This is a genomic window from Kribbella sp. NPDC055110 (genome assembly GCF_053607525.1).
Genome location: NZ_JBSGTS010000015.1, coordinates 72,453 through 97,859 on the forward strand (window position 1 = coordinate 72,453; position 25,407 = coordinate 97,859).

Consider the following 25,407-nt stretch of genomic DNA (forward strand, 5'->3'; position numbering starts at 1 on the left):
CCTGGAGGGGATCGGGTGAGTCGAGACTAGCACCACAACGGGTCGTTCTGCCGACTCAGTGGGTCAAACGCGTGTCAGCAGCCCGACATTCCCACCTCAGCCGGATTCCATCGACCAGACCTGTACGCCGACTGGATCGATCTCCAACTCGTACTTCGTCCAGCCGTCCGGCGCATCCGGCGTACCGCGGAAAAACTCGTCCTGACCTGTGCTCTTACCGTCATGACCACCCAGTACGGCGACGGTCGGACCGGCACCGCTGACGATGGCCGCGAGCCCACTGCCCCGCAGCTTGTGCACCAGCGCGAGGCTCTCCGGCATGGCCGGCTCGCGGTACTCCTGGTGCAGCCGGTCCTCGGTCGCGGTCAGCAGCAACTCCGGCCGCCCGGTCAGCGCCGCGACAAGAAGAGCGGACTTCCCCGCATTGGCTGCCGCATCACTGTGGGGAACAACGCCCGGCAGCAGTCCGCGCGCCTGTTTGGTCAGCACGCGATTGTCCGGTACGTAAGCAACTACAACCGTTCCAGCCGCCGGCTCCAACCTGACCGCGCGGCCAGTTTCGCCTTCCGTCCAAGCGATTGTGAGCCCACCTAGGGCAGCCGCAGCCACGTTGTCGGGGTGCCCTTCGAGCTCGTTCGCCAGTACGACGAGGCGCTCGCGATCGACCGGTTCGCCGGCCAGCGCGTACGCCGCCGCGAGCCCGCCGACGATCGCGGCCGACGACGACCCGAGACCGCGTCCGTGCGGGATCCGGTTCTCGCACCGCACGGTGAATCCGGGCACCGGAGCACCCAGCGCCTCGAGCCCGGCCCGGATCGACCGCACCACCAGATGCGTCTCGTCCAGCGGTACTTCGCCGTCACCGCATCCGGTCACCTCGACGGTCACCCCGGAGCCGCACGGGGTGACGACCAGGTCGTCGTACAAGGTCAGCGCCAGCCCGAACGCGTCGAAGCCGGGACCGAGGTTCGCACTGGTCGCAGGCACCCGAACCCGCACCTGATCACACGGCCGCCGGTTGCCGCTCGAACCGGCCGACTCGTCCGCGATGAGCCCTGCCGGCGCATTCACGTGCTCTCCCACCACGGCTGCTCAGGCCAGGCCCGCGATGCGGGCCACCGCATCTGTATCGGCGGGGGTGACCGGGGGTTCCTCGAAGGTGAGGTGGCCGAGCGCGGTGTCGATGTCCTTCAGGCCGTGGCCGGTGACGGTGATCACAACGGTCGACCCGCCCGGCAACCAGCCCTGCGCCTTGGCGTGCAACAGTCCGGCGACCCCAGCCGCCGAGGCCGGCTCGACGAAGACACCTTCGCGGGCGGCGAGTTCACGCTGTGCGGTGAGGATCTGCTCGTCGGTGACCGCCTCGATCCGGCCGCCGGACTCGTCCCGCGCGGCCTCGGCCAGCGTCCAGGACGCCGGGTTCCCGACCCGGATCGCGGTCGCGGCCGTCTCCGGCTTCTCCACGATCGAGCCGCGCACGATCGGCGCCGCCCCCTCGGCCTGGAAACCCCACATCTTCGGCGTCCGGGTGGCGAGCTTGTCCTTGGCGTACTCCTGGTACCCCTTCCAGTACGCCGCGATGTTGCCCGCGTTGCCGACCGGCAGCAGGTGCAGGTCCGGCGCGTCGCCGAGCGCGTCGCAGACCTCGAAGGACGCGGTCTTCTGCCCTTCCAGGCGGACCGGGTTGACCGAGTTCACCAGCGCGACCGGGTAGTTCTTGCCGAGCTCGCGGACGATCCGCAGGCAGTCGTCGAACCCGCCGTCGATCTGCACCAGCTTCGCGCCGTGCACGACCGCCTGGGCCAGCTTGCCCTTCGCGATCCGGCCGGCCGGGATCACCACCAGCGGCAGCATCCCGGCGCGGACGGCGTACGCCGCAGCCGACGCCGAGGTGTTGCCGGTGGAGGCGCAGACGACCGCCTTGTCACCGGCCTGCGCGGCCAGCGAGATCGCCACCGTCATGCCGCGGTCCTTGAACGAGCCGGTCGGGTTGTTGCCCTCGACCTTGAGCCAGACCTCGCAGCCGGTCTGCTCGCTCAGCCACTGTGCGGCCACCAGCGGCGTCCCGCCCTCGCCGAGCGTGACGACCGGGGTATCGGTCGAGACCGGCAGCCGGTCACGGTATTCCTCGATCACGCCACGCCACTGGTGAACCATTTGACTACTCGCCTTCTACCCGCATCACACTGCTGACTTCACGGACGATGTCCATGTTCCGCAAGGACTCCACGGTCGCGGACAACGCGGCGTCGGTCGCGGTGTGGGTGACCACCACCAGTTGCGCGTCACTGCCCCGGCCCTCCTGGCGGACGGTCTGGATGGACACGTCGTGCTCGGAGAAGGCCTGGGCCACCGCCGCCAGCACACCGGCCTTGTCGGCCACGTCCAGCGACACGTGGTAGCGCGTCATCGCGTCGCCCATTGGCCGCACGGCCCGCTGGGTGTACGACGACTCGCCGACCCCCGGCACACCCTTGAGCCGGTTGCGCGCGGCGGACACCAGATCCCCGAGGACTGCACTGGCCGTCGGGGCGCCGCCGGCACCACGACCATAGAACATCAGCCGCCCGGCTGCCTTGCTCTCCACGAAAACCGCGTTGTACGCGTCCCGAACACTGGCCAACGGGTGGGTGACCGGAATCATCGCCGGATACACCCGCGCGCTCACCGAATCCGTCGCCTCGTCGAGCTCGCAGATCGCCAGCGACTTCACCACGCAGCCCATTTCGCGGGCCGAGGCGATATCGGTCGCGGTCACCTCGGTGATGCCCTCGCGGTGCACGTCGGCGATCGAGACCCGGGTGTGGAACGCCAGGCTGGCCAGCAGCGCGGCCTTCGCGGCGGCGTCGAAACCCTCGATGTCCGCGGTCGGGTCCGCCTCGGCGTACCCGAGCGCCTGGGCCTCCTCGAGCGCCTCGTCGAAACCGGCGCCGGTGGTGTCCATCTTGTCGAGGATGAAGTTCGTGGTGCCGTTGACGATGCCCATCACCCGGGTCACGTCGTCACCGGCGAGCGACTCGCGCAGCGGCCGCAGGATCGGGATCGCGCCGGCGACGGCGGCCTCGAAGTACAGGTCGCGCTCGTACTTCTCCGCGGCGGCGAACAACGTCGGGCCGTCCTCGGCGAGCAGCGCCTTGTTCGCCGTGACGACCGAGGCGCCGTGCTCGAGTGCTGTCAGGATCAGGCTGCGGGCGGGTTCGAGACCGCCGATCACCTCGATCACCAGGTCCAGGTCGCCGCGGGACACCAGCGCCTGCGCGTCGGTGGTGATGAGTGCCGGGTCGACGGCGATGTCACGGGCGCGGCCGGGACGACGTACGGCGATGCCCGCGATCTCCAGCGGGGCGCCGACGCGGGCCGCAAGATGGTCCGCCTGCTCGGTCAGGATCCGCACCACTTCGGTGCCGACCACTCCGCAACCGAGCAGGCCCACCTTGAGAGGTTTGTCGTTCATTCGGCCCCCATATCAAGGCGTAACAGGTCGTCTTCGGTCTCACGGCGTACGACGACGCGCATGTGGCCGTCCTTGACCGCGATCACCGGTGGCCGCGGTACGTGGTTGTAGTTGCTCGCCATCGACCGGCAGTACGCACCGGTCCCGGGAACGGCGATCAGGTCGCCCGGCTGGACGTCGGAGGGCAGGAACTCGTCCTTCACGACGATGTCGCCGGCCTCGCAGTGCTTGCCGACCACGCGCGCGAGCGTCGGCTCGGTGTCGGAGTACCGGTTGGCGAGCGTGCAGGAGTAGTCGGCGTCGTACAGCGCGGCGCGGATGTTGTCGCTCATCCCGCCGTCGACGGACACGTACGTCCGGGCGGCGCCGGCGTCCAGCTCGACCTCCTTGACCGTGCCGACCGAGTACACCGTGCACATCGCCGGGCCGACGATCGCACGCCCGGGCTCGATCGAGACCTTCGGTACGTCGACCTCGAACGCGCGGCATTCGTGCTCGACGATCTTGCCCATCTCGGTGGACAGCTGCGCCGGGTCGGACGGGTCGTCCTGGGTGGTGTACGCGATCCCGAAACCGCCGCCAAGGTCGAGCTCCGGCATGTCGACGCCAAGCTCCTCGGAAACCCTTGCGTGCAAGGCGATCACGCGCTTCGCGGCCACCTCGAAACCGGACGAGTCGAAGATCTGCGAGCCGATGTGCGAGTGCAGCCCGAGCAGCTCCAGCTCGGGCGCTTCGTTGACCCGGGCAACGGCTTCGAAGGCGGCGCCGGAGGTGATCGAGAAGCCGAACTTCTGGTCCTCGTGCGCGGTCGCGATGTAGGCGTGGGTGTGGGCCTCGACGCCCGCCGTGACCCGGATCATCACCGGCGCGACCGTGCTGCGCTCGGCGGCGAGCTCGATCAGCCGGGTGATCTCGTACTGCGAGTCGACGACGATCCGCCCGACGCCGGCGTCCAGCGCGCGGGCCAGCTCGGACACCGACTTGTTGTTGCCGTGGAACCCCAATCGCTTCGGGTCCGCACCGGCGCGGAGCGCGACGGCCAGCTCACCACCGCTGCAGACGTCGAGGTTCAGGCCCTCCTCCATCACCCAGCGGACAATCGTCGTACTGAGAAAGGCCTTGCCTGCGTAGTAGACGTCGAAGTCCTTGAAGGCGTGCTTGAACGCGCGCGCCCGGGCCCGGAAGTCGTCCTCGTCCAGCACGTACGCCGGGCTGCCCTGCTCGGCGACCAGGTCGCGCAGGTCGACACCGCCGACCTCGAGCGCGCCGTCACCGTTCTTCTTCGCGGTGGTCGACCAGAGCGACGTGACCAGGTCGTTGGGGTCCCGCGGCGCACGCAGCCAGGGCGGTGCCTTGTGGCCGATGTCGGCGTGCAGCGCGCCCGCCTCGTGCGCCCTCACATCCGCTCCGGTGCGGAGACGCCGAGCAGGTCGAGCCCGTTGGCGAGCACGGTCCGGGTCGCGGAGACCAGGGTCAGGCGAGCCTTGTGCACCGGCTCCACCTCCTCGTCGCCGCGCGGCAGCACGCGGCAGCTGTCGTAGAACTTGTGGAACGCGGACGCGGTGTCCTCGAGGTACCGCGCGATGCGATGCGGCTCGCGCAGCTCCGCCGCGGTGGCGACGACCCGCGGAAACTCGGCCAGCGCGCGGAGCAGGTCGCCCTCGCGGTCGTGGCTGAGCAGACCCGGGTCGAACTCGTCCAGCTTGATGCCGAGCTCGTCGGCGTTCCGCAGGATCGAGGCCAGGCGGGCGTGCGCGTACTGGACGTAGTACACCGGGTTCTCGCTGGCCTGCCGGGTCATCTCCTCGATGTCGAGGGTCAGCGGCGAGTCGGTCGGGTAGCGGCAGAGCGTGTAGCGCAGGGCGTCGACGCCGCCCTCCTCGACCAGCTCGGCGAGCGTGACGATGGTGCCGGCCCGCTTGGACAGCTTCATCTCCTCGCCGCCCTTGAGGATCTTCACCAGCTGCCCGATCAGGACCTCGATGTTGTGCGCGGGATCGTCGCCGGCGCAGGCCGCGATCGCCTTCAGCCGGTTCACGTACCCGTGGTGGTCGGCGCCGAGCATGTAGACACAGGTCTCGAAACCACGGTCGCGCTTGTTCACGTAGTACGCCGCGTCGGAGGCGAAGTACGTCGGCTCGCCGTTCGAGCGGATCAGGACGCGGTCCTTGTCGTCGGAGAAGTCCGTCGTACGCATCCAGAGCGCGTCGTCCGCCTCGTACAGATGGCCCTGCTCGCGGAGCTTCTCGATCGCGTGGCCGACGCCGTTCTGCTCGTGCAGGCTGCGCTCGGAGAACCAGACGTCGAACTTGGTCCGGAAATGCTCCAGCTGGGCCTGCTGCTCCTTGAGCTGACGCTCGTACCCCGCCTCGCGGAACGCGATCACCTGCTCGTCGTCCGGCAGCTCGGTGATCCCCGGCACCTCGGCGACGATCTGCTTGGCCAGGTCGAGGATGTACTCCCCGTGGTACCCGTCCTCGGGGATCGGCTCGCCGTTCGCCGCGGCCTTCAGGCTGGCGCCGAACTTGTCCATCTGGTTGCCGCGGTCGTTGATGTAGAACTCGCGGGTGACGCTCGCACCGGCCGCGGCCAGCACCCGCGCCAGCGCGTCGCCGACAGCGGCCCACCGGGTGTGGCCGAGGTGCAGCGGGCCGGTCGGGTTGGCCGAGATGAACTCGACGTTGATCGTGCGGCCCTGGAGGCTGTCGGTGGTGCCGTACGCCGGACCCGCGTCGAGGATGGACTGCGCGACCTTGCCCTGCGCGTCCGCGGCGACCCGGAGGTTGATGAAACCGGGTCCGGCGATGTCGACGGCCGTGATGGCCTCGTCGTCGCGGAGCCGGGCGGCCAGCAGCTCGGCGAACTGGCGCGGATTCAGCCCGGAGCGCTTGCCGAGCTGCATGGCGACGTTCGTCGCGTAGTCCCCGTGCTCGGGGTTCTTGGGTCGCTCGACCTTCAGCTCGCGCGGCAGCCCGCCCTCGACGGTGATGGCGCCGTCGGCGGCGAGCGCGGCCAGGGCCTGCAGGATCTTCTCAGCGAGCTGTTCCGGGGTCACCGCCTCAGCCTAATGGCCCTCCGCCGAAACCCTTGACTCACCATCCACAGCCCGGTACGACGCTCATTCCCAGGGATTGACGAGCTTGACCCCGGTGCGGATGAAGTCCTGGGTGTTCCGGGTGGCGAGCGCGGCCTGCTCGACCAGACAGATCGCGGCGATCTGCGCGTCCATGGGTCCGATCGGCAGACCGGCCCGGCGGCGGTCGCGGACCACCACCGAGTAGGCCATCGCGGCTTCGGCGGTGAACGACAGGACATCGGCCTCGACGAAGGCGAACGGCTCCTCCGCGGCCAGCCGCACCTGACCACGCCGCCGGCCGGTCGGCATCCGCTCGATGCCGTCGTGGATCTCGGCGACCGAGATCGCCGTCGTACACAACTCCTCGCCGAGATTGCCGTTGACCCAGCGCCAGACGGCCGGATCGGGGGACGCCTTCATGAGCTCCGAGATGACATTGGTGTCCAGAACGATCATCAGTCGAACTCGACCACCCGGTGCCCACCGCTGCGTGGCGGAATGTCCAGTTCGACTCCACCGATCGCCGCGCAGCGCTCGTGCAGCAGGAGCAGCCAGTTCTTGGGCTCCTCCTCCGCGGACACGGCGTCGAGGAGGATCGCCCGTGCCTCGGCCTCCATCGACCGGCCGTGCTTCGCCGCACGAATCCGCAGCCGGTGCTTCACGTCGTCATCGAGACTTCGCACAGTGATTGCCGCCATACCCGATCCCCTTTGCCGTCGGTGATAGCAAAGAGCGTAGCATTGATTGCACGAATCAGTGACGTACGGTGACAGCGATGTGGCTGTTGCGGGTGAGTGGGGTGCTCCAGGGGGCGGGTTTGCCGTCGACGGTGATCTTCAGGGCGGTGCAGGCGTCCGCGAGGCAGTTGGCGTCGTACCGGAGGCCCCAGAGCGTGAAGAACTGGGCGAGGGTGGGGTGTTCGGCGGCGGTCTTGGCCTCGACCCAGACCTGGCCGTCGGTGGTGTGGGTGTGGATCGCGGCCTGCTCGGCGCGGAGCTTGTCGACGCCGATCCCGGCCGGGATCTGCACCGGCTTGCCGTCGACCGTGACCGCGATGGTCAGCGTGTACGGCGACGGGCCGGAGAAGTCGAGCGGGAGCCGTTCGAACCCCGCCTTGTCGATGTACGAGACCGCGTCCCGGGGAGCGTCCCAGGGCGGTGCACCGGTCCGGAGGTCGGCGGCCGCCGGCGCCGCGGGGCCGACCTGACAACCACCCACCACGGAGCTCGTGAGAAGCAGCGCCGCTGCCGCACCGACCGCCCGGCGCCCCCTGCCTGCTCTCATGGAGAGTCAGGTTGCCAGGTACACCGCGACGGCCGGTGAGCGGGGTCAGTCCTCTGACGGCAGCAGGATCCAGAGCGCGATGTAGATCAGGAACTGCGGGCCGGGCAGGAGGCAGCTGATCACGAAGATCAGGCGCATCGTGTTGGCGGAGACACCGAACCGGCGAGCCAGTCCGGCACAGACACCGCCGATCCAGCGACCGTGTGACGGGCGGACCAGAGAGCTAGCCATGAGAACCGTTTTCCTTTCCACCGTTGAGCTTACGTCCAGTACGACGACGCCAACAGCGGATCTGATCCCACTCGGCAACGGTTCCAGGGTCAGCTCAGGGGGTCCCGGGGCCCTCGATCAGCGACGCACCGGGTGCCCCACCCAATTCGGGAAATCAGGTGACTTCCTGCTACTGTTCTGCACGTTCCTGAGCCCCCGTAGCTCAGGGGATAGAGCACCGCCCTCCGGAGGCGGGTGCGCAGGTTCGAATCCTGCCGGGGGCGCGCGACAAGCAGGCCCGGGTCAGCAGACCCGGGCCTTTGTGTTGTCCGGGTCAGCGGCGGAAGCGGTAGGTCTTGCTGTCGATGCCGATGCAGATGCCGGGCGACATGATGACGACCCGGAGTGTGCCGTCAGGCTCGTAGTAGTCGATGCCCTCGACCTCGAAGTTTCCGGAGCAGCCGCTCTGCAGCGGGAGTTGGCCCAGGGACGTGACGTGGCCGGTCACGTCGGCGGAGCCCACCGGTTCGGTCAGGTCGACCTGCAGTAGCGGCTTCGTCGTACCGAACAGGCTGCCGTCCGGGTCGTCGGACGAGCACAGGAGCTGAGTAGCTGTCACGAAGTCACAGCCCTGTACGTCGCGCACCTGGTGGTCGAGGCGGATCGCCGACGCATACGGGAGGTTCTTCGACGGGTCCGTCGCGGCCACGCCCGGCATCGGGAGGACGAGGAGGCGGTCCATCGTGCCCCACTCCCCCGTCACCATCCACTGCGCATCCGGGGACACTGCGGCGAAGCTGTTGTTGTTCGCCTCCCAGGACTCCAGGGCGTGCGTGTAGTTGGACCAGATACCCGCCGGCGACTGCACGCGGTACAGCTTCCCGCCGCGGTCATCGCGCTGGTACGGCTCGACGTACCAGCCCTGGGCGGCACCCGGATCGCCGACATGGTTCCAGCCACGGGTCAGCAGGTCGGCGGGAATGGTGCCGACGCCGGTGTAGCGGTACGCCGTAGTTCCGCCACGGGTCACCGTGGCGAGTCCTTGGCTTTCGTCGAGCGGGCGGGCGTTGTCGGACCCGACGACGGTCCATCCGGTGACGGCGTGAGCCTGAGCGGGTATGAGCAGGGCGGCGAGAGCCACCGCGACGATGATCCCCAGTTTGCGCATTCACTCGTTGTAGCAGGTCAAAGACCCTCTGCCACCACCGAAGAGCTGAAATTTGTTCGGTCTTCCCCTGGGGTTCGACCGGAGGGTCAGTCGTCGGGTAACGAGAACATCGAGAGGACGACGCGGTCCTTGCCTGGGGACTCGGCTAGGTAGGGGGCGATCAGGGCTGCGAAGGCTGAGCGGAATGCCGTCATGTCGTCCGGGCTGAGGTAGAGGGCTAGTTGGGAGTAGCCGAGTTGGTGGATGCGCGGGTAGAGGTCGCCGCTGTCCACTACGCGGTCGAAGTCGGCGGCCAGGCGGGTCAGGAGCATCAGGAAGGCCTGGCGGTGCTGGTCGGGGGTCATGGCGCGGGCCTCGCGCTCGTCGATTCGGCCGACCTTGGTCTGGTCCAGGGTGAGGGTGCGTTCGGTGGTGCCGCGGATCTTTCGTTCGCGGACGACCGTGAGGTAGCCGGCGTCGATCAGGGCGGCCACGTGCCGGTAGAGGGTGGTGATGGGGACGTCGGGGAGGTCGCGTTTGAGGTCCGTGGTGGTGACCTCACGGCCCAGCACGCGTTGCACGATGCGCCAGCGGATCGGGTGCAGCAGGACGTCCAGCACCGGGGTCGGTGACTCCGCCATCGGCTCTCCATCAGGGTTCTTTCAGGGTATCCATTGATACCAACAATGGTAATAATAGCGGCATCGGAAGCATTCCTATTCGCCCGAGGAGACGTTGACGTGTCGCTCACCCGTCGTACCGTGCTCAAGTCCGCCGCCGCTGCCGTACCGGTCGCCGCATTGTCCACCACCCCCGCCTCGGCGACCGGTCGCGAACCGGCCGCGATCGGGCGGCTGGCCGAGAAGATCGAGGCCGGGATGGCGAAGTACGCGATCCCGGGGGCCGGCCTCGGCGTCTGGTACCGCGGCCGTGAGTACGTCCGCGGCTTCGGCGTCACCAGCGTAGACACCGGCGAACCTGTCTCCGGCGACACCGTGTTCCGGATCGGGTCGACCAGCAAGACGTTCACCGCGACCGCGATCATGCGGCTTGTCGAGCGCAGCCGGATCAGCCTGGACCGGCTGGTCCGCGCCTACCTGCCGGACTTCGCGACGCAGGACCCGTCGGTCGCGGCGCGGGTCACCGTCAGGCAGCTGCTGAATCACTCGGCCGGCTGGCAGGGCGACTACTTCGAGGACACGGGTCAGGGCGACGGCGCGCTCGCGCAGTGCGTCGCCGGTATGGCGAAGGTCCCGCAGCTCACGCCGCTCGGCAAGGTGTTCTCGTACAACAACGCGGCGATCGGTGTGGCCGGGCGGATCATCGAGGTGGTGACCGGGAAGCCGTACGAGGTCGCTGCCCGCGAACTGGTCGTCGATCCACTGGGACTCGCGCACAGCCGGTTCTTCCGGAGCGAACTCGACGGTTTCAGCGTTGCCGCGTCGCACAACATCGTCGACGGGAAGCCGGTCGTCGAGCCGTCGTTCGACGCGATGCCGCGTGCGCTGCACGCGATCGGCGGGCTGATCTCAAGCGCCCGGGACCAGCTCAGGTACGCGCGGTACCACCTGGGGCACCGGGACCTCCCGCAGCTGCTCAGCGACCGCAGCAGGCTCGCTATGCAGTCGCACCCGGGTCCGGGCGGCACGCTGTTCGTTGAGCTGAACGGGGTGGGCGTCACCTGGATGTTGCGCCCGACCGCCCAGGGCCCGACCGTGGTGCAGCACGGTGGGGACTGGTCTGGTCAGCACTCCGGCTTCCTGTTCGTACCGCAGCGGGACTTCGCGATCACCTTGCTCACCAACTCCGAGAGCGGGCCGTCGCTGGTGGCAGAGCTGTTCGCGGACGACTGGGCTTTGCAGGAGTTCGCCGGCGTCACGAACCTTCCCGCCGTACCCCGTGATCTGCCGCCTCAAAAGCTGGCTGCTTACGAAGGCACGTACGTCTCTCACCAGATCGGTTTCGACGGCAAGCCGGAGGAGCTGGGTCTCGACCTCGCCGCCGACAGCGGCGAGCTGGTTGCGGGTGTGGGCGGACAGGCAGTGTTCCGATTCGCCTTCTACCGCAAGGATTACGTGCTCGCACAGAACCCCGACGGTACGCCGACGCACGTCCGCGCCAACTTCGTCCGCGGCACCGACGGAAAGGTCGAGTGGCTCCGGTACGGCGGCCGCCTGTTCCGCCGTCAATCAGCCACCAAGAAGGCACTCCGGACGGCCAAGCTTCGCCACCCCGCCTCGGTCTGGTAATTCACCCGACCCGGATCGAGACTGAATCCGGGGGTGGGTTCGGATGGACGCAGTGGGGGCTGTGTCCCGGGATGCCGTCATCGTGATCCCGGGAATCATGGGGAGTTCGCTGGCCGACGTCGAGTCGGGCGATGTCCTGTGGGGCTTGGACGACGCGAGCTGGTGGGTCAGCGCGTGGACGACAGGAAGAGCGCTCAAGCGTTTGGCTGTCACGGACGACGAACGGGCCGGCCGGACCGGCCGCGTCCGTGCGACGGGGCTGTTGCGCTTCCCGGCGTTCGCGCCGGTGCTGAAGGGTTTCGAGCCGTACACGAAGTTGCTGACCGGGATCGGACGGGTGCTCGCACATCCGGATGCGTTGTGCGAGTTCCCGTACGACTGGCGGCTGTCCGTGGAACACAACGCGCAGGAACTCGGGCGACTGGTCGACCGGCACCTGTCCCAGTGGCAGGCGCATCCGTCCGGCAGCGCCGATGCGAAGGTCGTCCTGGTCGCGCACTCGATGGGTGGCCTGATCGCCCGGTACTACCTGCATGTGCTCGGCGGTGCGTCGAGCGTGCGTACGACGGTCACACTCGGCACGCCGTACTACGGATCCGTGAAGTCGGCGTACATCCTGAGCTCGGGCGACGGCATACCGCTTCCCCGCAAGCGGCTCCGCAAGCTCGTCCAGGACATGCCCGGCCTGTACGACCTGCTGCCGTTCTACCGGTGCGTCGACGAGGGTACGACGGCCCGCCGGCTCGAGCCCGGCGACATCGCAGCTCTGGACGGCGACAGGGAGCTTGCGAGCGAATCGGTCGAGCGGCACGACAAGCTCATGCAAGGAGAGGCCGGCAGTCTGCGGTTGCTCATCGGCGTCGAGCAGCCGACGATGCAGAGTGTGTCGCTGCGCGACGGCGTACTGGCACCGCTCATGCACACGTGCATCACCGATCCGGCCGGAGTGATCAGAGAGCGGCCGGATCTGCGCGGTGACGGCACGGTGTTCCGCCGGTCGGCCGCCGGGTTCGGCCTGTCGCCCGGCACGCTCCCGCAGTCGCATGGTGCCGTCGCCGCCACCGAGGAAGCCATCTCGCATGTGCGCGACATCCTCACCAACGACACCGCCGGTCCCCCACTCGGACCTGGGGAGATCGGAATCGACGTACCCGATGTCGTCTCCGTGTCCGAGCCGCTCACGATCGCCGTGACTGGTGCGGACGCTACCGGTACGACGTGCCGGGTCGTCGACGCGTTCAGCCGTTGGCAGGTCGCGGTGCCTCCGTTGCAGCTTCGCGACGGAGTGCTGACCGCATCGGTCGTACTCGGGGAGCCAGGTGTCTACCGGGTCGAGGTGAAGGGCGGTGGCGCATCGGCGGTCACCGAACAGGTGCTGGCGGTCCCGCCCGAGGAGGCGGGCCAATGAGCGAGCCGGCTTTCACGATCTTCCCCATCCCGATCGCCGCCTACAGCACCGAGGTACGACGGCCGTTCGCGTCGATCCCGGCCGACGACGACGCGAAGGCGATCGCCGACCTGCTCACGCCGTACGGCGGTGTACTGCACCCCTGGGCCGACGGCCGGCCGGACGCCGACTGGGTGAAGCGGGAGCTGGGCGCCTGGGCTGATCGGGACGGGCCGCGGAGTTCGGTCCTGGTCTGGGTGGGCCATGGCGAGTCGGACACCGAGGATGCCTGGCTGGCGTCGTACAACAGCACGCAGCACATGAGAAGCTCCGGTCACAAGGCGGAGGAACTGGCGGATCACCTGGCCGACGAATGGGCCGGCCGCAGCAACGACCCCGGGGCCTGGACGTTGGTCGTCATCGAGGCCTGTGGCGCCGAGCGGTTCGTCCAGCTGCTCGCGGCGAAGGTCCTGTCGAAGACGAATCCGGCGGGACGCTTCGCGCTGCTCGGTGGTGGCGGCACCGGATCGGGCTTCCTCAAGGCGGTGCCGAAGGCTCTGGACCTGGCGTTGAAGTCCTTCACGGCCAATGACGAGGTGATCCGGGTGGCCGACCTGGTCGGCCGGCTGGAGAGCTTGCTGGCGTTCGGCTACGCGATCCCGATCGGGCTCGGGCGGGCCCGGCCATTGACCCCGCCGCCGCGGCCGCTCGGTGCGGGCGTCACCGCCACCCAGGACGTCTATCTCGAACTGGAGGCATTCCTTGCCGGTCTGCCCAAGGATCAGCGCAAGTTCTTCGTGCCCAAGGCGCAGGGAGCGGAACTCGGTGAGCCGACCTGGTACTTCGAGGGGCGCAACCGGGAGCATCGCGAGATCACCGACTGGCTGCGCACCACCAATTCCGGGCTGCTCGCCGTCACCGGGCCGGCCGGCTCGGGAAAGTCCGCCGTACTGGGCAACCTCGTCGTGCACAGCAACCCGTCGCTGCGCGAGCTGCTGATCCGCACCGATCAGGTCGAGCGGCTGGCCGAGCCGGAGCAGCCGCCGGACAACGTCTTCGAAGCCACGGTCCTGCTCACCGGCCTGACGACCACCGAGGTGATCAACCGGCTGGCGGCCGACCTCCAAGGCGAGCAGGACGTTTCCACCACGCTCGACGGTCTGCGGACAGCGGTCGAGGGCCGCACGGTCATGGTCGACGCACTGGACGAGGCTCAGGCTCCGCTCGCGGTGGCCGCCGTACTGCGGCAATTGTCCGAGGTCCCCGGCTGCCGGGTCGTCGTCGGTACGCGCCGTTCGACCAACGAAGGACTCGACCTCCTGGAGCCGGTCGACACCAACCTGCTCGACGCGCTCGAACCGACCGCCACGGTGACCGTGGACCTCGATGCCGAAGCGGTGACGAGATACGTCGAGCATCGGCTGCGGGCCCTGCCGATCGACTCCGGCACCGCGGCCGCCGCGGCCCGGAGCGTCGGCGCGCACAACCGGCACTTCCTCTACGCCCGGTTGGCCGTGCACGAGATCCTCGCCCGGCCCGACCTGCTCACCGCGGCGGCGCAACCCGAGCTCGCAGAGCTGCTGGAGCAGGACAGCCGCGGACTGTTCGCCACCGCGGTGGAGCGACTGACAGTTGCCGACCGCAACTTCCGGCCGTTGCTGGAGGCCCTTGCCCATGCCCGCGGCCGGGGCCTGCCGCGGGCCGACGGCACCTGGGCGACGGCTGCCGGTGCGTTCATGGACAGCCCGCCCGGCGAGTCCGACCTGGACCGTTTGCTGGTCGCGGCAGCGCCGTACGTCATGCTCGACGGGGAGCACGGCCAGAGCACGTACCGGTTGGCCCACCAGACGTTCGTGGAGCACTTCCACGCGCAACCGTCGTACGCCGCCGGCCACCGACGGATCGCGCGAGCGCTGGCCGCGCGGCAGCGGGCGGCTCTGGACGGTTGGGCGGACGCGAACTTCTACGCGGTTCGCTACCTCGCCGAGCATCTGGTGGCCGACGCGGACCGGATTGCACCCGCTTCCCAAGCGGTCGTCGACCTGGTGACCGATGCCGGCTGGCTGACCCGCGCGGTCGACCTGCTGGGCGTCGACCAGACCGACGCGGTCATCACCGCGGCCAAGATCGTGACCGACGAGGGCACGGCCCGTGACGACGCCGACTCGATGGTCCGATGGATGACCACGTTCCAGCCGATCGATGTGATGGAGCGGGCCCTGCGTCGGAGCCGGACCGCTCTCACGCGCGACCCCGCCCAGCTCGCGGGCCAGTTGCACGCCCGGTTGAAGGACTACCCCGGCGCCTCGATGACCGGGCTGGGCAATGCGGTCGGCCGGCTCGCGGCCACACCTTGGCTGCGGATGGTCAAGGGCAGCCTCGACTGGAGAGCAGATCTCGAGTCGACCTACGGCACGACCGGCAAGGTCCGTGGTCTCGGCTTCGGCCACGTCGACGACCTGCCCGTGGTCGCCATCGCGGTCGAGAAGCGGATCGAGTTGTGGGACCCGCGGACCGGCGTACCGGATGTCACGTCGATGATCGCGCTCGACCACAAGGCGACCGCTGTCGCGATGTCCGTCATCGACGGTCGCCCGGTCGTGGTCACCTCGGCCGGGTACGACCGGATCCTCGAGGTGTGGGACGCCCGCACCAAGGAACGGATCGCCGCGGCGGACGTCGGCCTCGGTCACGCCATCGGGATCGGCCGGGTCGACGGGCGGCTGGTCATCGCCGGTGTCGACATCGGCCGCACGCTGACGATGGTCGACGCCGTGACCTTGCAGCCCGTCGACCTTCCGCCGGGGCTCGAGATCCTCGACGTTCGCGGCTTCGGGGTCGAGGACGACGGCGCGTTGGTGATCCTGGCCGTGCAGGACGAGCCCGCCCCGGACCGCGCCCACCGCATTCTGCTGATCGATCCTGCCGCCGGCCGCGAGGTCTGGCGGACCGATCCGATCCAGTTCGACGGCGGCAGCCTGCTGGCCGTCATGGCCGGGGCCCGGATCGGGGCGCCGTTCGTGGTCGCCGCGGGGATCGGGAAGCAGCTGTACTGGTTCACCGAAGGGCACGTCCACGTCGAGCAGTCGCCGTACCAGGAACGAAGCCGGGCCATCGCGATCGGTGTGGTCGGCGGACATCCGATCGTCGCGGCGGCGCCCGACTACGACGACACCGCCCTGGTGCAGTTGCAGCAACTCGAGTACGACGCGAACCGGGACGGTGTCACGCTCTCGCGGCTGCGCAGTGGCTCAACCGCGCAGTGGCGCTACGACGGGTTCGTGCCGACGACGGTCCCGGAGGAGCTTTCGGGCGAGAGACGGGACGAGGGGTTCTCGCGGGACGGGTCTCGCCGTCGGCCGCTCGACCTGGACCGGCCGGAGGGCTGGCCGCACTCGGTCGCGGCGGCCGGTGAACTCGACGGCATGCCGGTGATCGCGACGGGATCGGTCGACGGCGCCGTCTGGGTCTGGGACCGGCGGACCTTGGCTGGGGAAGGCGAGCGTCCGCGGGCGATCGCGGGGCCGTTCGTCGAGCTGCCGTCGTACGTTCTCGAGCAGGGCTGGGACCTGCTGTACGTGAAGCCGAACCTGGAACAGGCGACCTCTGTGGCCTTGGGCAACCTTCCGGGGTACGGCGGGATCGTCGCCGTCGCCTGCGGCGGGCAGGCGCGCGTGTACTCGATCGCGGACGGGAAGCGGATCGAGAACCCGGCCGACCGCGCCTCGGCGGTCCAGTGCGTAGCGATCGGAACGCTGAACGCGCGGACCGTGCTGGTCACCGGATCGACCGGCGGCAACGTCGCCGTGTGGGATCCGGCGGCAGGCAGCCGGATCGCCGGGCTGTACGTCGACGACCCGATCACCAACCTGGCCGTCGACTCCGACTGGATCCTGCTCCGGACCGCCACCCACGGCGACTACGCCCTCGAACTCAAGGAGCCGTGACCATCCAGAGGTGTCCGTCGGGGTCGGTGAACGTGGCCATGTAGGTCCACGGCTTGCGAGTCGGTGCCGTCACCTGCACCGCCCCGGCGGCGACCGCCTTGGCAGCCAGTTCGTCGGCCGCCTCTTCGCTGTCGACCTGCACGGTGAGGATGCACTCGCTCTGGCCACGCGGTGCCGCCGGCTGATCTCCCAGCACCCAGCCGAAGCCTCCGGTCGGGATCAGCATCATCCTCACGTCGTCGGCCAGCTGGAACTGCAGCGGTTCGGGGATGCCGTCCTCGTCCCACTCCTCGCCTACCGGTGTCAGGCCGAGCGCCGCCTGGTAGAAGGCGTACGAGCGTCGGCGGTCCTCGATCGGGAGGCTGATGATCATCGGGTCACTCCAGCGGTGAAGCGGTCGGCGTCGCGACCGGACAGGTGGTTCGGTGGGAGGGTACGGCCGCTGAGGACCAGCAGGAGGTCCTGTGCGATCCGTCATACCTCACCGACGAACAGGTTCGGCCGGGACAGACAGTCAGTCCGACAGGTATTCGGACGGCTTCAGCAGTGGGATGCCCTCTGAGCGCTTGCAGGCGTCGAGCAGCGCGGTGAATTCGGCGTCGACGGGAGTCCTGCCTTCGCACGCCGTGAAGTAGTCGGTCAGGAACTGCACCAGCAGCTCGGGGTCGAGCCGCCCATCGGGGCAGACCTCCGGGGCGGCATGGAACACCATCAGCAGCAGGTTGCGGACGCGTTCGGCTCCTGCGGACAGGGCCGGCTGCACGTACGGGAGCGGCAGGATCAGTCCGCCGAGACCGTCGTACAGCCGCATGCGAGCGTCCGCGTCGCCGTACCCGGCTGCGTCGCTGTCGGCGTGGAAGCGTGGATCTTCGACCTCCGCGACCGCCAGCGCAGGTCGGTAGCGAGCGATCCACCGCGGTACGGCGTCGCTCGCGAGGCCGGTGCCGACGCCGCGATCACGGAGCCCCGACAGAACGGCCAGGTAGGACAGCAACAGGACGCCCGCACCCGGGTAGATGTCGGCGATGATGCCCGCCACGGCTCGGCCGGTTGGGTCGACCGCGACGCGACAGCAGACTCCGCTGTCCTCCTTCGCCAGCCGCGGCAACAGCCGGTCGCGCGGCACCAGCTCGTCGACGGGGAAGCTCGGGTTGAGCACCTCGTCGTACAGCCGCTCGAGCTGCACCGGCGCCAGCAGCCAGGAGTCGACGTACTCCAGCTCAGGAATCGCCACTGTGTCTGCCTCCCGAGCGTCCCAGCAGCGCGAAGGCAACGGCAATCGCGACCGCGGCCAGCAGGACGAACCCGAGCTCGAGCGTGGCCACACCCACTGACACTCGTTCCGCGACGGGCGCCATGACGAACTGGTTGATCGCTTCGAACAGGCCGACCAGGGACAGCGCCGCCAGCAAGCCCAGAATCACCTGGATACTCCGCTGGTACTTGCTGGTTGCTTCCTCGTCCGCCCGCGCCCTCTCCTCCTCGACAACGCTCAAATGCGCGGCGACCAGCGCGTAGAGTGCCTCGACCTCACGGATCTCCGCCTCGAGCTCGTCCTCGTACCGGAGCAGACCTGCAGCGTCGTACAACCTGTCCACCAACCGACGGTGCACCGCCGGCCGGCACAACGCGTTGCTGTGCAACTGATCGAGGCAGTAGCGGACGTCCGCCACGTGGCGAGCCAGTTTCAACCGGTCGGCCTCCACCTGCCCGCGCTTGGTCTCCTCCATCCGTCCGGGTGTCAACGAGGCGGCCAGCGCGTCCTTCGTCGCTCGCAGCTCGCGGCGCCATCGCTTCAGGAGTGGGGGGAGCGAGGCAACGAACTCGACCTTCTCCTCCTGGCCGAGGTAGACCCAGCTCGGGCTGCCCGGAAGCACGACCAGCGTGGTGTTGTCGGTCCTGGCGACGAGGTCGGTGTCGTACCCGGCGTCCCCGATCAGGTTGCCCACCTTGTCCGGCATCGGCCGGCGGGTCCATTCCTCGAGCGCGGTCGCGTAACCGGTGACGGGATTCAGCAGCAGCTGCCCGGCCGTGTCGATGACATCCTGACCGGTCGCTGCGCGCTCCCGACCGTCCGCGCCACGGATCTGCGCCTGCCTGATCTCCAGTACGACGTTGAAGTCGTTGCCGAAGTCCGCGCGCCACTCACCCGGGTTCAGACTGTCGACCTGCTGGGCGAGGTCCTGGTGGATCTCGTCCGCGAACTCGTGCAGCCGCTGCCACGATCCGGTTCCACCAGCTTCGAGCGACGTGACTTCCTCGTCACCCATCGAGTGCGAGGCCCGCCGCAGCCCTTGATAGATCTCGTGCAGTCCGAGCTCGTCGCCGTCGTTGTCGTACTCGATCCTGATGTAGTGGTTGCCGAACTTGCTCAGCCGGAGCTCGACTGTATGGCGAAGATCGATGCCTGCTGTCGTGCGGACGTTGATCGGCGGCAATGTCACCACCAGACCCTGGTAGATGTCGCTGTTCCAGATGTCGGAGAGATGCAGCTTGTCAACGAGCTGCGGTCGCGCACCGGCCAGAACGCGCGCCTTCCCGAGGTCCTCCCAGCTGATCCGCGCCGGAGTCGCGAACGGATAGCAGTAGACCAAGCGCGCCTCGCTGATGGTCAGCTCCGGCACTGTCGGACCGGGCGTGTGCTCGGTCAGTCTCTGCAGCGCGTACCGGTGCGCTCGCAGCTCCGAGGAGTAGACGTCGTCGGCCAGCAAGGGGCTCGACTCCGCCTTCTCGAGCCGCGTCATGCACGCTTCAAGCTCGTCGAGGGCGGCCGGTCCTTCCAGGATCCAGCCCAGTACGCCGTGCGCGACCGCGGCGATCGCGTCGTACGTCACGAAGTGCTTCTCGACGATCTCGGACAGGAAGCCGACGAAGCTCTCGGCATCTGGTTGATCGAGGCCCCTGATCTCTCGAAGGACCTGGGCGTTGGCGTCCGACACCGCAGCGGCATGGGTCTGCAGCGCCACCGGACAGGAGCAGTTGATCGCCCCCTCGGCGTCCATGCAGTCCGGCAGCGACGCGGCGTGCTGCAGGAACAGGTCGGTGGCCTTGTCCTCCCAGCCGAGCGGCCGCTCGCAGCGATTCCATCCGGCGCGGGCGCTGTCGATCGTCGCCCTGATCCCGTCGTAGTTGCCCGTCCGCTCCCACGCCGCCTGACAGCGCGCGTAGAGATAAGCAGCCAGTACGAGCGTCGCTCCGGGTTGCCGGCCGGCCGCCGTCCAGGCGTGCTCGAACTCCGTGGAACTGTCGCCGGCCCTGGCCAGCGCGTGATCGACGACCTCCCGCAACGCACCGTTGCTCTCGAGTGTCGTTGTCAATGCTGTCAGCTCGCGACGGCTGAACTCACCGCCGATCGCGACCCAATCGGTCTCCCCCATTGCGTCCCCTCCCCCAGTTGTCAGGGTACGCGCGGGACGGCATTTCACAGGAGCGAATCAGCCAACCGCTTCTCCAGGTACCGGCGTTCGGCTTCGGTGGCGGCCAGGGCCAGGGCCTCGCGGTAGGCCGTGGCGGCTTCGGTACGGCGGTTCAGGCGCCGGAGGAAGTCGGCCCGCGTGGCAGGGAGGAGGTGGTAGCCGGTCAGCGGTCCGGCAGCCAGCTCTTCTACCAGCCGTAGACCGACCGCTGGGCCGTCTGCCATGCCGATCGCCACAGCTCGGTTGAGGGCGACCACAGGGGTCTGCGGGAGCTGGGCGTACAGGGCGGCGATCTGCGGCCAGTCGGTGTCGGCTGCGGTCCGGGCGGTCGCGTGGCAGGCAGCGATCGCGGCCTGGACCTGGTACGGGCCGGGCTCGCCGCGGCGCAGTGCGGAGTCGAGGAGGTCCACGCCTTCGGCAATCCGGGTGCTGTCCCACTGAGTACGGTCCTGCTCGTCCAGCGTAACCAGAGCGCCGTCCGGTGCCAGGCGGGTGTCGCGGCGCGCGTCGTGCAGCAGCATCAGTGCGAGCAGTCCAGCCGCCTCAGGTTCGTCCGGCATGAGTTGGACGAGCAGTCTGGCCAGTCTGATCGCTTCACCGCTCAGGTTGCTCCGGACAACGTCGGAGTACCCCTCGTTGAAGAGGAGGTACAGGACAGCCAGTACGGCGGGTGTCCGCTCCGGCAGGAGGTGTGCGGGTGGGACGCGGTACGGGATGCCGGCGTGCTGGATCTTCTGCTTCGCACGGGTCAGCCGTTTCGACATGGTCGTCTCCGGCACCAGGAACGCCCGCGCGATCTCCGTCGTACTCAGACCGGCCAGTGTCCGCAGCGTCAACGCCACCCGTGCCTCCATCGCCAGTGCGGGATGGCAGCAGGTGAACATCAACCGCAGCCGATCGTCCGGTACGTCGTACGGCGGCTCTGAGTCATACGTCATCGCAACCACCTCCCGCAGCTTCTGTGCGCCCACTGCCTCGCGGCGCAGCCAGTCGATCGCACGGTTGCGTGCGGCCGTAGTGAGCCACGCACCAGGCCGATCCGGTACGCCGTCGCTCGGCCACCGCTGCAGCGCCGAGGCGAACGCTTCTTGCGCGCACTCCTCCGCCAGCTCCCAGTCACCGGTCAGCCGGATGAGAGTGGCGACCACCTGGCCCCACTCCTGCCGGTAGATCTCCTCGAACGTCACACCGGCGGTTCCAGCACCGGCCGGATCTCGATCGTGCCGTAGCCGGCCGCAGGGTGCTTCGACGCGATCTCGATCGCCTCGTCCAGGTCGGAGCAGTCGATCAGCACGAACCCACCGATCTGCTCCTTAGTCTCCGCGAACGGCCCGTCCGTGAGCAGCAACTCCCCCTCCCGCACCCGCACCGTGGTGGCCTCGTCCGGCGGCCGCAACCCAGCCCCACCGGCCACGACTCCACGAGCCGCCATCTCCTCCGTCCAGCCACCGCACCCCTCATCAGCATGCGCAGCAGCCGACTCGTCACCACAGATCATCAGCAGGTACTTCACAGGCTCATCCTCTCCGTCACCCCACCGACGAACGTCTACGCCGGAAACAGACACGAACACCGTAATCCGTGACCTCTGGCTGGTACGGCGTACCGGGGCTAGCGTCGGTCGGTAGTGGCGTACCGACGGGAGGGGCTGTGATGACAGGGCGGATCGTGCATTTCGAGGTGCCGTACGACGATGGGGACCGGGCGCGGGCGTTCTACCGTGAGGCGTTCGGGTGGAACCTGATGGAGATGCCCGGGATGGACTACACGATGGCGTCGACCGGGCCGGTGAACGAGCAGTCGATGCCGGCCGAGGCGGGGTTCATCAACGGCGGGATGTTCCAGCGCACCGACGAACTCAAGGGTCCGGTGCTGACCGTCGACGTACCGGATATCGACGCGGCCTGGAAGACGATCGAGAGCCTCGGCGGCGAACCCGTCGGCGAGAAGCTCCCGGTCGGCGACATGGGATTCGCGGCCTACTTCAGGGACCCGGAAGGCAACATCCTCGGCCTCTGGCAATCAGCCTGACGCCCGGGCGTCACCGGAGGCACCTAGACTGCGAAACAGTGTTGGCTCCGGTGGCGTCCTCGGGAGGACTGAATGCCTGACCGTACTCAGACCATTGCGTATCCGGCGCCCGGGTCGCGGCCGTCGCGGCGGGACCCGGAGCCGTTGGCGCCGCATGTGATCGTGCTGTTCGGGGCCACCGGCGACCTCGCCAAGCGCAAGCTGCTGCCCGGACTCGCGTACCTGCAGCATTCCAGGTTCGCGCCGGACGTGCGGGTCATCGGGACCGCCACCGAGGACCTGAGCTCCGACGAGTTCCGGGATCGCGCGCGGAAGGCAGTCGAGACGTTCGGCACCCACAAGATGAGCGACGAGGAGTGGGCGCAGTTCGCGGAGCGGCTCGAGTACGTGCCGGTGACCGCCGGGCCGGAGGCGCTCGCGTCCGCGGTGAAGGCCGCCGAGGAGCTGCTCGGCCCGGACACCCGCCGGCTGCACTACCTGTCGGTGCCGCCGAAGGCCGCGCAAGCGGTGATCGCGATGCTCCGCGACGCCGGCCTGGTCGAACGCGCCCGGGTGGTGATGGAGAAGCCGTTCGGCGACGACCTGGCGAGCGCGATCGACCTGAACGACTTCGTCCACGAGACGTTCGACGAGTCGCAGATCTTCCGGATCGACCACTTCCTCGGCAAGGAAGCCGCGCTGAACATCCTCGCGTTCCGGTTCGCGAACGGCCTGTTCGAGCCGATCTGGAACCGGAACTTCATCGACCACGTGCAGATCGACATCCCGGAGTCGCTCGGCCTGGACCAGCGCGCCACCTTCTACGAGCCGACCGGCGCGTTCAAGGACATGGTCGTCACGCACCTGATGCAGGTGATGTCGTTCGTCGCGATGGAGCCGCCGACCGCCCTGGAGCCGCGGGCGATCTCGGAGGAGAAGAACAAGGTCTTCCGGTCGATGCTGCCGATCAACCCGGGCGACGTGGTCCGCGGGCAGTACTCCGGTTACCGCAGCGAGGAAGGCGTCGCGCCGGACTCGGACACCGAGACGTTCATCGCGCTGAAGGTGGAGATCGACAACTGGCGCTGGGCCGGCGTGCCGTTCTTCCTGCGCACCGGCAAGAAGATGGCCGAGGGCCAGCGGATCATCTCGATCGCCTTCAAGGAGGCGCCGAAGACGATGTTCCCGGCCGGTTCCGGCGTCGGCTCGGAAGGCCCGGACCACCTGACCTTCGACCTGGCCGACTCGTCGCGGGTGTCGCTGTCGTTCTACGGCAAGCGGCCCGGTCCGGGTATGCGGCTGGAGAAGCTGTCGATGCAGTTCTCCACGCAGGAGACCGGCAGCGCGGGCGACGTACTGGAGGCGTACGAGCGGCTGATCCTGGACGCGATGCGCGGGGACCACACGCTGTTCACCACGGCCGAGGGCATCGAGTCGCTGTGGGACCGGTCCGCGCCGCTGCTCGACGACCCGCCGCCGGCCAAGCCGTACCAGCCCGGCACCTGGGGCCCGAACGCGATCCACCAACTGATCGCCCCGCGCGCCTGGCGTTTGCCGTTCGAACGCGAATGGCGGCAGGCCAAGCACTAATTTCCCGTTGACGCTGAGCCACACCCCATGCACTCTATGAATCCACGGGGATAATTCCTGGGGGTGGGGACTGTGGTCCGGCGTCGAGTCGTTGCTCTGCTCACGTGCCTGGTCGCGTACGCCGCGCTGTCCGGCTGCGCCCCAGATCCACCCGGCGAATCCGGTACGGCGAAGTCCGGCGGCAGCGGTGACGGCAAGCGTGGGAGCGGCTGGCTCTCGTGGGTGCCGTTCGGTCCGCGGGACGGAGAATCCCCGACGCCGACCTGGGCGGCGTACACCCCGTTCGCCGACGGCAAGTGTGCTCGGCTGCAGAGCAATCTGCGGACCGATACGGCCGGCCTCAAGGGGACCGGGATCGCCACCGCGATGCTCGCGTTGTGCCGAGCCGCGGTGGACGGAAGAGCGGACCAGTGGGTGCTCGTGGAGAAGTACGCCACCGCGGATCCGGCGCCCTTGGGGGATGATTGCGTGGCGGCACTCGTGACCGAGGTGCTGGCTCGCGCGGTCGTGTGGCACAAGGCGCATCCCGGCCAGAAGCCGGAGGTGAAATTCAACCGGGTCGAAGGCAACACGGAATGCATGAAGAAACAGATAGCCCTGCAGACCGCGGAGCCGACCGGATGACTCAGCCGACTGCGACCCCACCGCAGACCAACGGTCCGGCGAACACCGCGGGCGCCGTGCCACAACCGGCGTCGCCGTCGGTGCCGGTATCTGCCACCCCCGAACCGGTCGGGAGTGAATCGCCTTTGCAGGCGGTGGTTTCGGTGGTCACGACCTTGGGGCCGCCGCTGACGATCGCCACCGGGCTGATGATCTACTTCGGGTGGGCCCGGAGCAGGACACAGGCCCGGGAGATGGGGCTGGACGTCAGCCTCTTCGGTTTCTCCACGCAGGACTACGTACTGAACAGCATCAGCACCCTCTACCTGCCACTGCTGTTCATCGCGGGTGTCGGACTCGTCGGTCTGGCCGTACATCGCCGGATCGACGCCGCACTCCACCGTACCGAGGCCAGACGGGCGCTCCGCAAGTCTGCCCGGATCGCCCTCCTCGGCGGACTCGGCTCCATCGCGGCGGCCGTGGTCGCCGCGGCGGTCATGCGGCACGCGGTGGACCTGTTCGCTCCCCTCGTCGTTGCCGGCGGCACCGTTGTCGCGGCGTACGGCGCCTGGCTGCGGGCAACCGCGAGCGACGCCCCCTCGACGCCCGCGCAGCCGGCCTGGCACCACGCGCTGCGGATGTTGCTGGTCGGCGGTGTCGTCACGGCGGCGCTCTTCTGGGCGGTGTCCGACTTCGCGACGATCGTCGGCCGCGGGTACGCCCTGCAGGTGCAGGCGGATGTGCCCACCATGCCGCAGGTGACCGCGTTCAGCAGCACGCCGCTCGGCCTCGAAGCACCCGGCGTCGTGGAGACCCCGGTCACCGGAGCCGGCCATGTGGGGCACTACCGCACCACCGGGCTGCGGCTCCTGGTCAGCTCCGGCGGGCGGATGTTCCTGCTGTACGACGACTGGAAGGTAGGCAAAGGCCCCGTCATCGTGCTGCCCGACACCGAGCAGATCCGCTGGCAGTTCTCCCGGTGAACGCCGAGGCATTGCCGCCGCGCATACCACGGGCGCACTATCGGGGTGTGA

At 68.7% G+C, this 25,407-nt stretch carries 23 protein-coding genes and 1 tRNA gene; 8 read left to right on the forward strand and 16 right to left on the reverse strand.

The window, feature by feature from the left end; all coding sequences use genetic code 11:
* Positions 1-96: 96 nt before the first annotated feature.
* The 9 genes from thrB to ACWF0M_RS23380 form a co-directional block, all read right to left on the reverse strand.
* Positions 97-1,071, reverse strand: a complete 975-nt coding sequence (gene thrB / locus ACWF0M_RS23340; protein WP_452237799.1) for a homoserine kinase — start codon at positions 1,069-1,071, stop codon at positions 97-99.
* Between the two features lie 21 nt (positions 1,072-1,092).
* Positions 1,093-2,157 (reverse strand): threonine synthase, encoded by a 1,065-nt coding sequence (thrC, locus tag ACWF0M_RS23345; RefSeq protein ID WP_452237800.1) that lies wholly within the window; start codon positions 2,155-2,157, stop codon positions 1,093-1,095.
* A 4-nt stretch (positions 2,158-2,161) separates the two neighbouring features.
* On the reverse strand, positions 2,162-3,454 hold the full coding sequence (locus tag ACWF0M_RS23350; RefSeq protein WP_452237801.1) for a homoserine dehydrogenase: 1,293 nt from the start codon (positions 3,452-3,454) through the stop codon (positions 2,162-2,164).
* Positions 3,451-4,854, reverse strand: a complete 1,404-nt coding sequence (gene lysA, locus ACWF0M_RS23355) for a diaminopimelate decarboxylase (protein ID WP_452237802.1) — start codon at positions 4,852-4,854, stop codon at positions 3,451-3,453. The genes ACWF0M_RS23350 and lysA overlap by 4 nt, the downstream gene beginning before the upstream one ends.
* On the reverse strand, positions 4,851-6,509 hold the full coding sequence (argS, locus tag ACWF0M_RS23360) for an arginine--tRNA ligase (RefSeq protein ID WP_452237803.1): 1,659 nt from the start codon (positions 6,507-6,509) through the stop codon (positions 4,851-4,853). Before argS ends, lysA begins: the two co-directional genes overlap by 4 nt.
* 63 nt (positions 6,510-6,572) lie before the next feature.
* Positions 6,573-6,986, reverse strand: coding sequence for a PIN domain-containing protein (locus ACWF0M_RS23365; RefSeq protein ID WP_452237804.1), 414 nt, complete (start codon positions 6,984-6,986; stop codon positions 6,573-6,575).
* Positions 6,986-7,228: a FitA-like ribbon-helix-helix domain-containing protein gene (locus ACWF0M_RS23370; protein ID WP_452237805.1), complete on the reverse strand. Its 243-nt coding sequence runs from the start codon at positions 7,226-7,228 to the stop codon at positions 6,986-6,988. Before ACWF0M_RS23370 ends, ACWF0M_RS23365 begins: the two co-directional genes overlap by 1 nt.
* A gap of 55 nt (positions 7,229-7,283) precedes the next feature.
* Positions 7,284-7,814, reverse strand: coding sequence for a hypothetical protein (locus ACWF0M_RS23375; protein ID WP_452237806.1), 531 nt, complete (start codon positions 7,812-7,814; stop codon positions 7,284-7,286).
* A gap of 45 nt (positions 7,815-7,859) precedes the next feature.
* Complete coding sequence (locus ACWF0M_RS23380; protein WP_452237807.1) at positions 7,860-8,045, reverse strand: PspC domain-containing protein; 186 nt, start codon at positions 8,043-8,045, stop codon at positions 7,860-7,862.
* Positions 8,046-8,236: 191 nt separating this feature from the next.
* Between ACWF0M_RS23380 and ACWF0M_RS23385 the strand changes: the two genes are divergently transcribed.
* Positions 8,237-8,308 (forward strand) — tRNA-Arg (locus ACWF0M_RS23385).
* A 50-nt stretch (positions 8,309-8,358) separates the two neighbouring features.
* Here the strand turns inward: ACWF0M_RS23385 and ACWF0M_RS23390 are convergent.
* Entirely contained in the window at positions 8,359-9,192 is an 834-nt protein-coding gene (locus ACWF0M_RS23390) for a hypothetical protein (protein WP_452237808.1), read from the reverse strand.
* 86 nt (positions 9,193-9,278) lie between these two features.
* Positions 9,279-9,812, reverse strand: coding sequence for a helix-turn-helix domain-containing protein (locus ACWF0M_RS23395; protein WP_452237809.1), 534 nt, complete (start codon positions 9,810-9,812; stop codon positions 9,279-9,281).
* A gap of 99 nt (positions 9,813-9,911) precedes the next feature.
* On the opposite strand from ACWF0M_RS23395, the gene ACWF0M_RS23400 reads away from it, so the two are divergent.
* From ACWF0M_RS23400 to ACWF0M_RS23410, 3 genes are read left to right on the forward strand one after another with little or no spacing between them, the layout of a single operon-like run.
* Positions 9,912-11,420 carry a serine hydrolase domain-containing protein gene (locus tag ACWF0M_RS23400; RefSeq protein ID WP_452237810.1) on the forward strand — a complete coding sequence of 503 codons (1,509 nt, stop codon included), beginning with the start codon at positions 9,912-9,914 and terminating at the stop codon, positions 11,418-11,420.
* A 43-nt stretch (positions 11,421-11,463) separates the two neighbouring features.
* Complete coding sequence (locus ACWF0M_RS23405; RefSeq protein WP_452237811.1) at positions 11,464-12,828, forward strand: esterase/lipase family protein; 1,365 nt, start codon at positions 11,464-11,466, stop codon at positions 12,826-12,828.
* Positions 12,825-16,754, forward strand: a complete 3,930-nt coding sequence (locus ACWF0M_RS23410) for a hypothetical protein (RefSeq protein ID WP_452237812.1) — start codon at positions 12,825-12,827, stop codon at positions 16,752-16,754. Before ACWF0M_RS23405 ends, ACWF0M_RS23410 begins: the two co-directional genes overlap by 4 nt.
* Here the strand turns inward: ACWF0M_RS23410 and ACWF0M_RS23415 are convergent.
* From ACWF0M_RS23415 to ACWF0M_RS23435, 5 genes are all read right to left on the reverse strand, one after another.
* The gene (locus ACWF0M_RS23415) at positions 16,741-17,127 is read right to left on the reverse strand and encodes a VOC family protein (protein ID WP_452237813.1); all 387 of its coding nucleotides are present in this window, start codon (positions 17,125-17,127) and stop codon (positions 16,741-16,743) included. The two genes, ACWF0M_RS23410 and ACWF0M_RS23415, sit on opposite strands and share 14 nt — an antisense overlap.
* Before the next feature lie 141 nt (positions 17,128-17,268).
* Positions 17,269-17,988 (reverse strand): hypothetical protein, encoded by a 720-nt coding sequence (locus ACWF0M_RS23420; RefSeq protein ID WP_452237814.1) that lies wholly within the window; start codon positions 17,986-17,988, stop codon positions 17,269-17,271.
* A complete protein-coding gene (locus ACWF0M_RS23425) occupies positions 17,975-20,131 on the reverse strand; it encodes a hypothetical protein (protein ID WP_452237815.1) in 2,157 nt (718 codons plus the stop codon). The genes ACWF0M_RS23420 and ACWF0M_RS23425 overlap by 14 nt, the downstream gene beginning before the upstream one ends.
* A gap of 44 nt (positions 20,132-20,175) precedes the next feature.
* The gene (locus tag ACWF0M_RS23430) at positions 20,176-21,357 is read right to left on the reverse strand and encodes an RNA polymerase sigma factor (RefSeq protein ID WP_452237816.1); all 1,182 of its coding nucleotides are present in this window, start codon (positions 21,355-21,357) and stop codon (positions 20,176-20,178) included.
* Entirely contained in the window at positions 21,354-21,683 is a 330-nt protein-coding gene (locus tag ACWF0M_RS23435) for a YciI family protein (protein WP_452237817.1), read from the reverse strand. The genes ACWF0M_RS23430 and ACWF0M_RS23435 overlap by 4 nt, the downstream gene beginning before the upstream one ends.
* Positions 21,684-21,823: 140 nt before the next feature.
* Between ACWF0M_RS23435 and ACWF0M_RS23440 the strand changes: the two genes are divergently transcribed.
* The 4 genes from ACWF0M_RS23440 to ACWF0M_RS23455 all read left to right on the forward strand — a co-directional run bounded on the left by ACWF0M_RS23440 (position 21,824) and on the right by ACWF0M_RS23455 (position 25,356).
* Complete coding sequence (locus ACWF0M_RS23440; protein WP_452237818.1) at positions 21,824-22,201, forward strand: VOC family protein; 378 nt, start codon at positions 21,824-21,826, stop codon at positions 22,199-22,201.
* 72 nt (positions 22,202-22,273) lie between these two features.
* Positions 22,274-23,770 carry a glucose-6-phosphate dehydrogenase gene (zwf, locus tag ACWF0M_RS23445; RefSeq protein ID WP_452237819.1) on the forward strand — a complete coding sequence of 499 codons (1,497 nt, stop codon included), beginning with the start codon at positions 22,274-22,276 and terminating at the stop codon, positions 23,768-23,770.
* A gap of 72 nt (positions 23,771-23,842) precedes the next feature.
* Positions 23,843-24,394 (forward strand): hypothetical protein, encoded by a 552-nt coding sequence (locus ACWF0M_RS23450; RefSeq protein WP_452237820.1) that lies wholly within the window; start codon positions 23,843-23,845, stop codon positions 24,392-24,394.
* Positions 24,391-25,356 carry a hypothetical protein gene (locus ACWF0M_RS23455; RefSeq protein ID WP_452237821.1) on the forward strand — a complete coding sequence of 322 codons (966 nt, stop codon included), beginning with the start codon at positions 24,391-24,393 and terminating at the stop codon, positions 25,354-25,356. The genes ACWF0M_RS23450 and ACWF0M_RS23455 overlap by 4 nt, the downstream gene beginning before the upstream one ends.
* Positions 25,357-25,407: the final 51 nt, after the last annotated feature.

Excerpts from the sequence above, each read along its gene's own strand:
- thrC (WP_452237800.1), bottom strand. The coding sequence starts at position 2,157 with ATGGTTCACCAGTGGCGTGGCGTGATCGAGGAATACCGTGACCGGCTG.
- ACWF0M_RS23350 (WP_452237801.1), bottom strand. The coding sequence starts at position 3,454 with ATGAACGACAAACCTCTCAAGGTGGGCCTGCTCGGTTGCGGAGTGGTC.
- ACWF0M_RS23365 (WP_452237804.1), bottom strand. The coding sequence starts at position 6,986 with ATGATCGTTCTGGACACCAATGTCATCTCGGAGCTCATGAAGGCGTCC.
- ACWF0M_RS23370 (WP_452237805.1), bottom strand. The coding sequence starts at position 7,228 with ATGGCGGCAATCACTGTGCGAAGTCTCGATGACGACGTGAAGCACCGG.
- ACWF0M_RS23375 (WP_452237806.1), bottom strand. The coding sequence starts at position 7,814 with ATGAGAGCAGGCAGGGGGCGCCGGGCGGTCGGTGCGGCAGCGGCGCTG.
- ACWF0M_RS23380 (WP_452237807.1), bottom strand. The coding sequence starts at position 8,045 with ATGGCTAGCTCTCTGGTCCGCCCGTCACACGGTCGCTGGATCGGCGGT.
- ACWF0M_RS23390 (WP_452237808.1), bottom strand. The coding sequence starts at position 9,192 with ATGCGCAAACTGGGGATCATCGTCGCGGTGGCTCTCGCCGCCCTGCTC.
- ACWF0M_RS23395 (WP_452237809.1), bottom strand. The coding sequence starts at position 9,812 with ATGGCGGAGTCACCGACCCCGGTGCTGGACGTCCTGCTGCACCCGATC.
- ACWF0M_RS23405 (WP_452237811.1), top strand. The coding sequence starts at position 11,464 with ATGGACGCAGTGGGGGCTGTGTCCCGGGATGCCGTCATCGTGATCCCG.
- ACWF0M_RS23410 (WP_452237812.1), top strand. The coding sequence starts at position 12,825 with ATGAGCGAGCCGGCTTTCACGATCTTCCCCATCCCGATCGCCGCCTAC.
- ACWF0M_RS23415 (WP_452237813.1), bottom strand. The coding sequence starts at position 17,127 with ATGATCATCAGCCTCCCGATCGAGGACCGCCGACGCTCGTACGCCTTC.
- ACWF0M_RS23425 (WP_452237815.1), bottom strand. The coding sequence starts at position 20,131 with ATGGGGGAGACCGATTGGGTCGCGATCGGCGGTGAGTTCAGCCGTCGC.
- ACWF0M_RS23440 (WP_452237818.1), top strand. The coding sequence starts at position 21,824 with ATGACAGGGCGGATCGTGCATTTCGAGGTGCCGTACGACGATGGGGAC.
- zwf (WP_452237819.1), top strand. The coding sequence starts at position 22,274 with ATGCCTGACCGTACTCAGACCATTGCGTATCCGGCGCCCGGGTCGCGG.
- ACWF0M_RS23455 (WP_452237821.1), top strand. The coding sequence starts at position 24,391 with ATGACTCAGCCGACTGCGACCCCACCGCAGACCAACGGTCCGGCGAAC.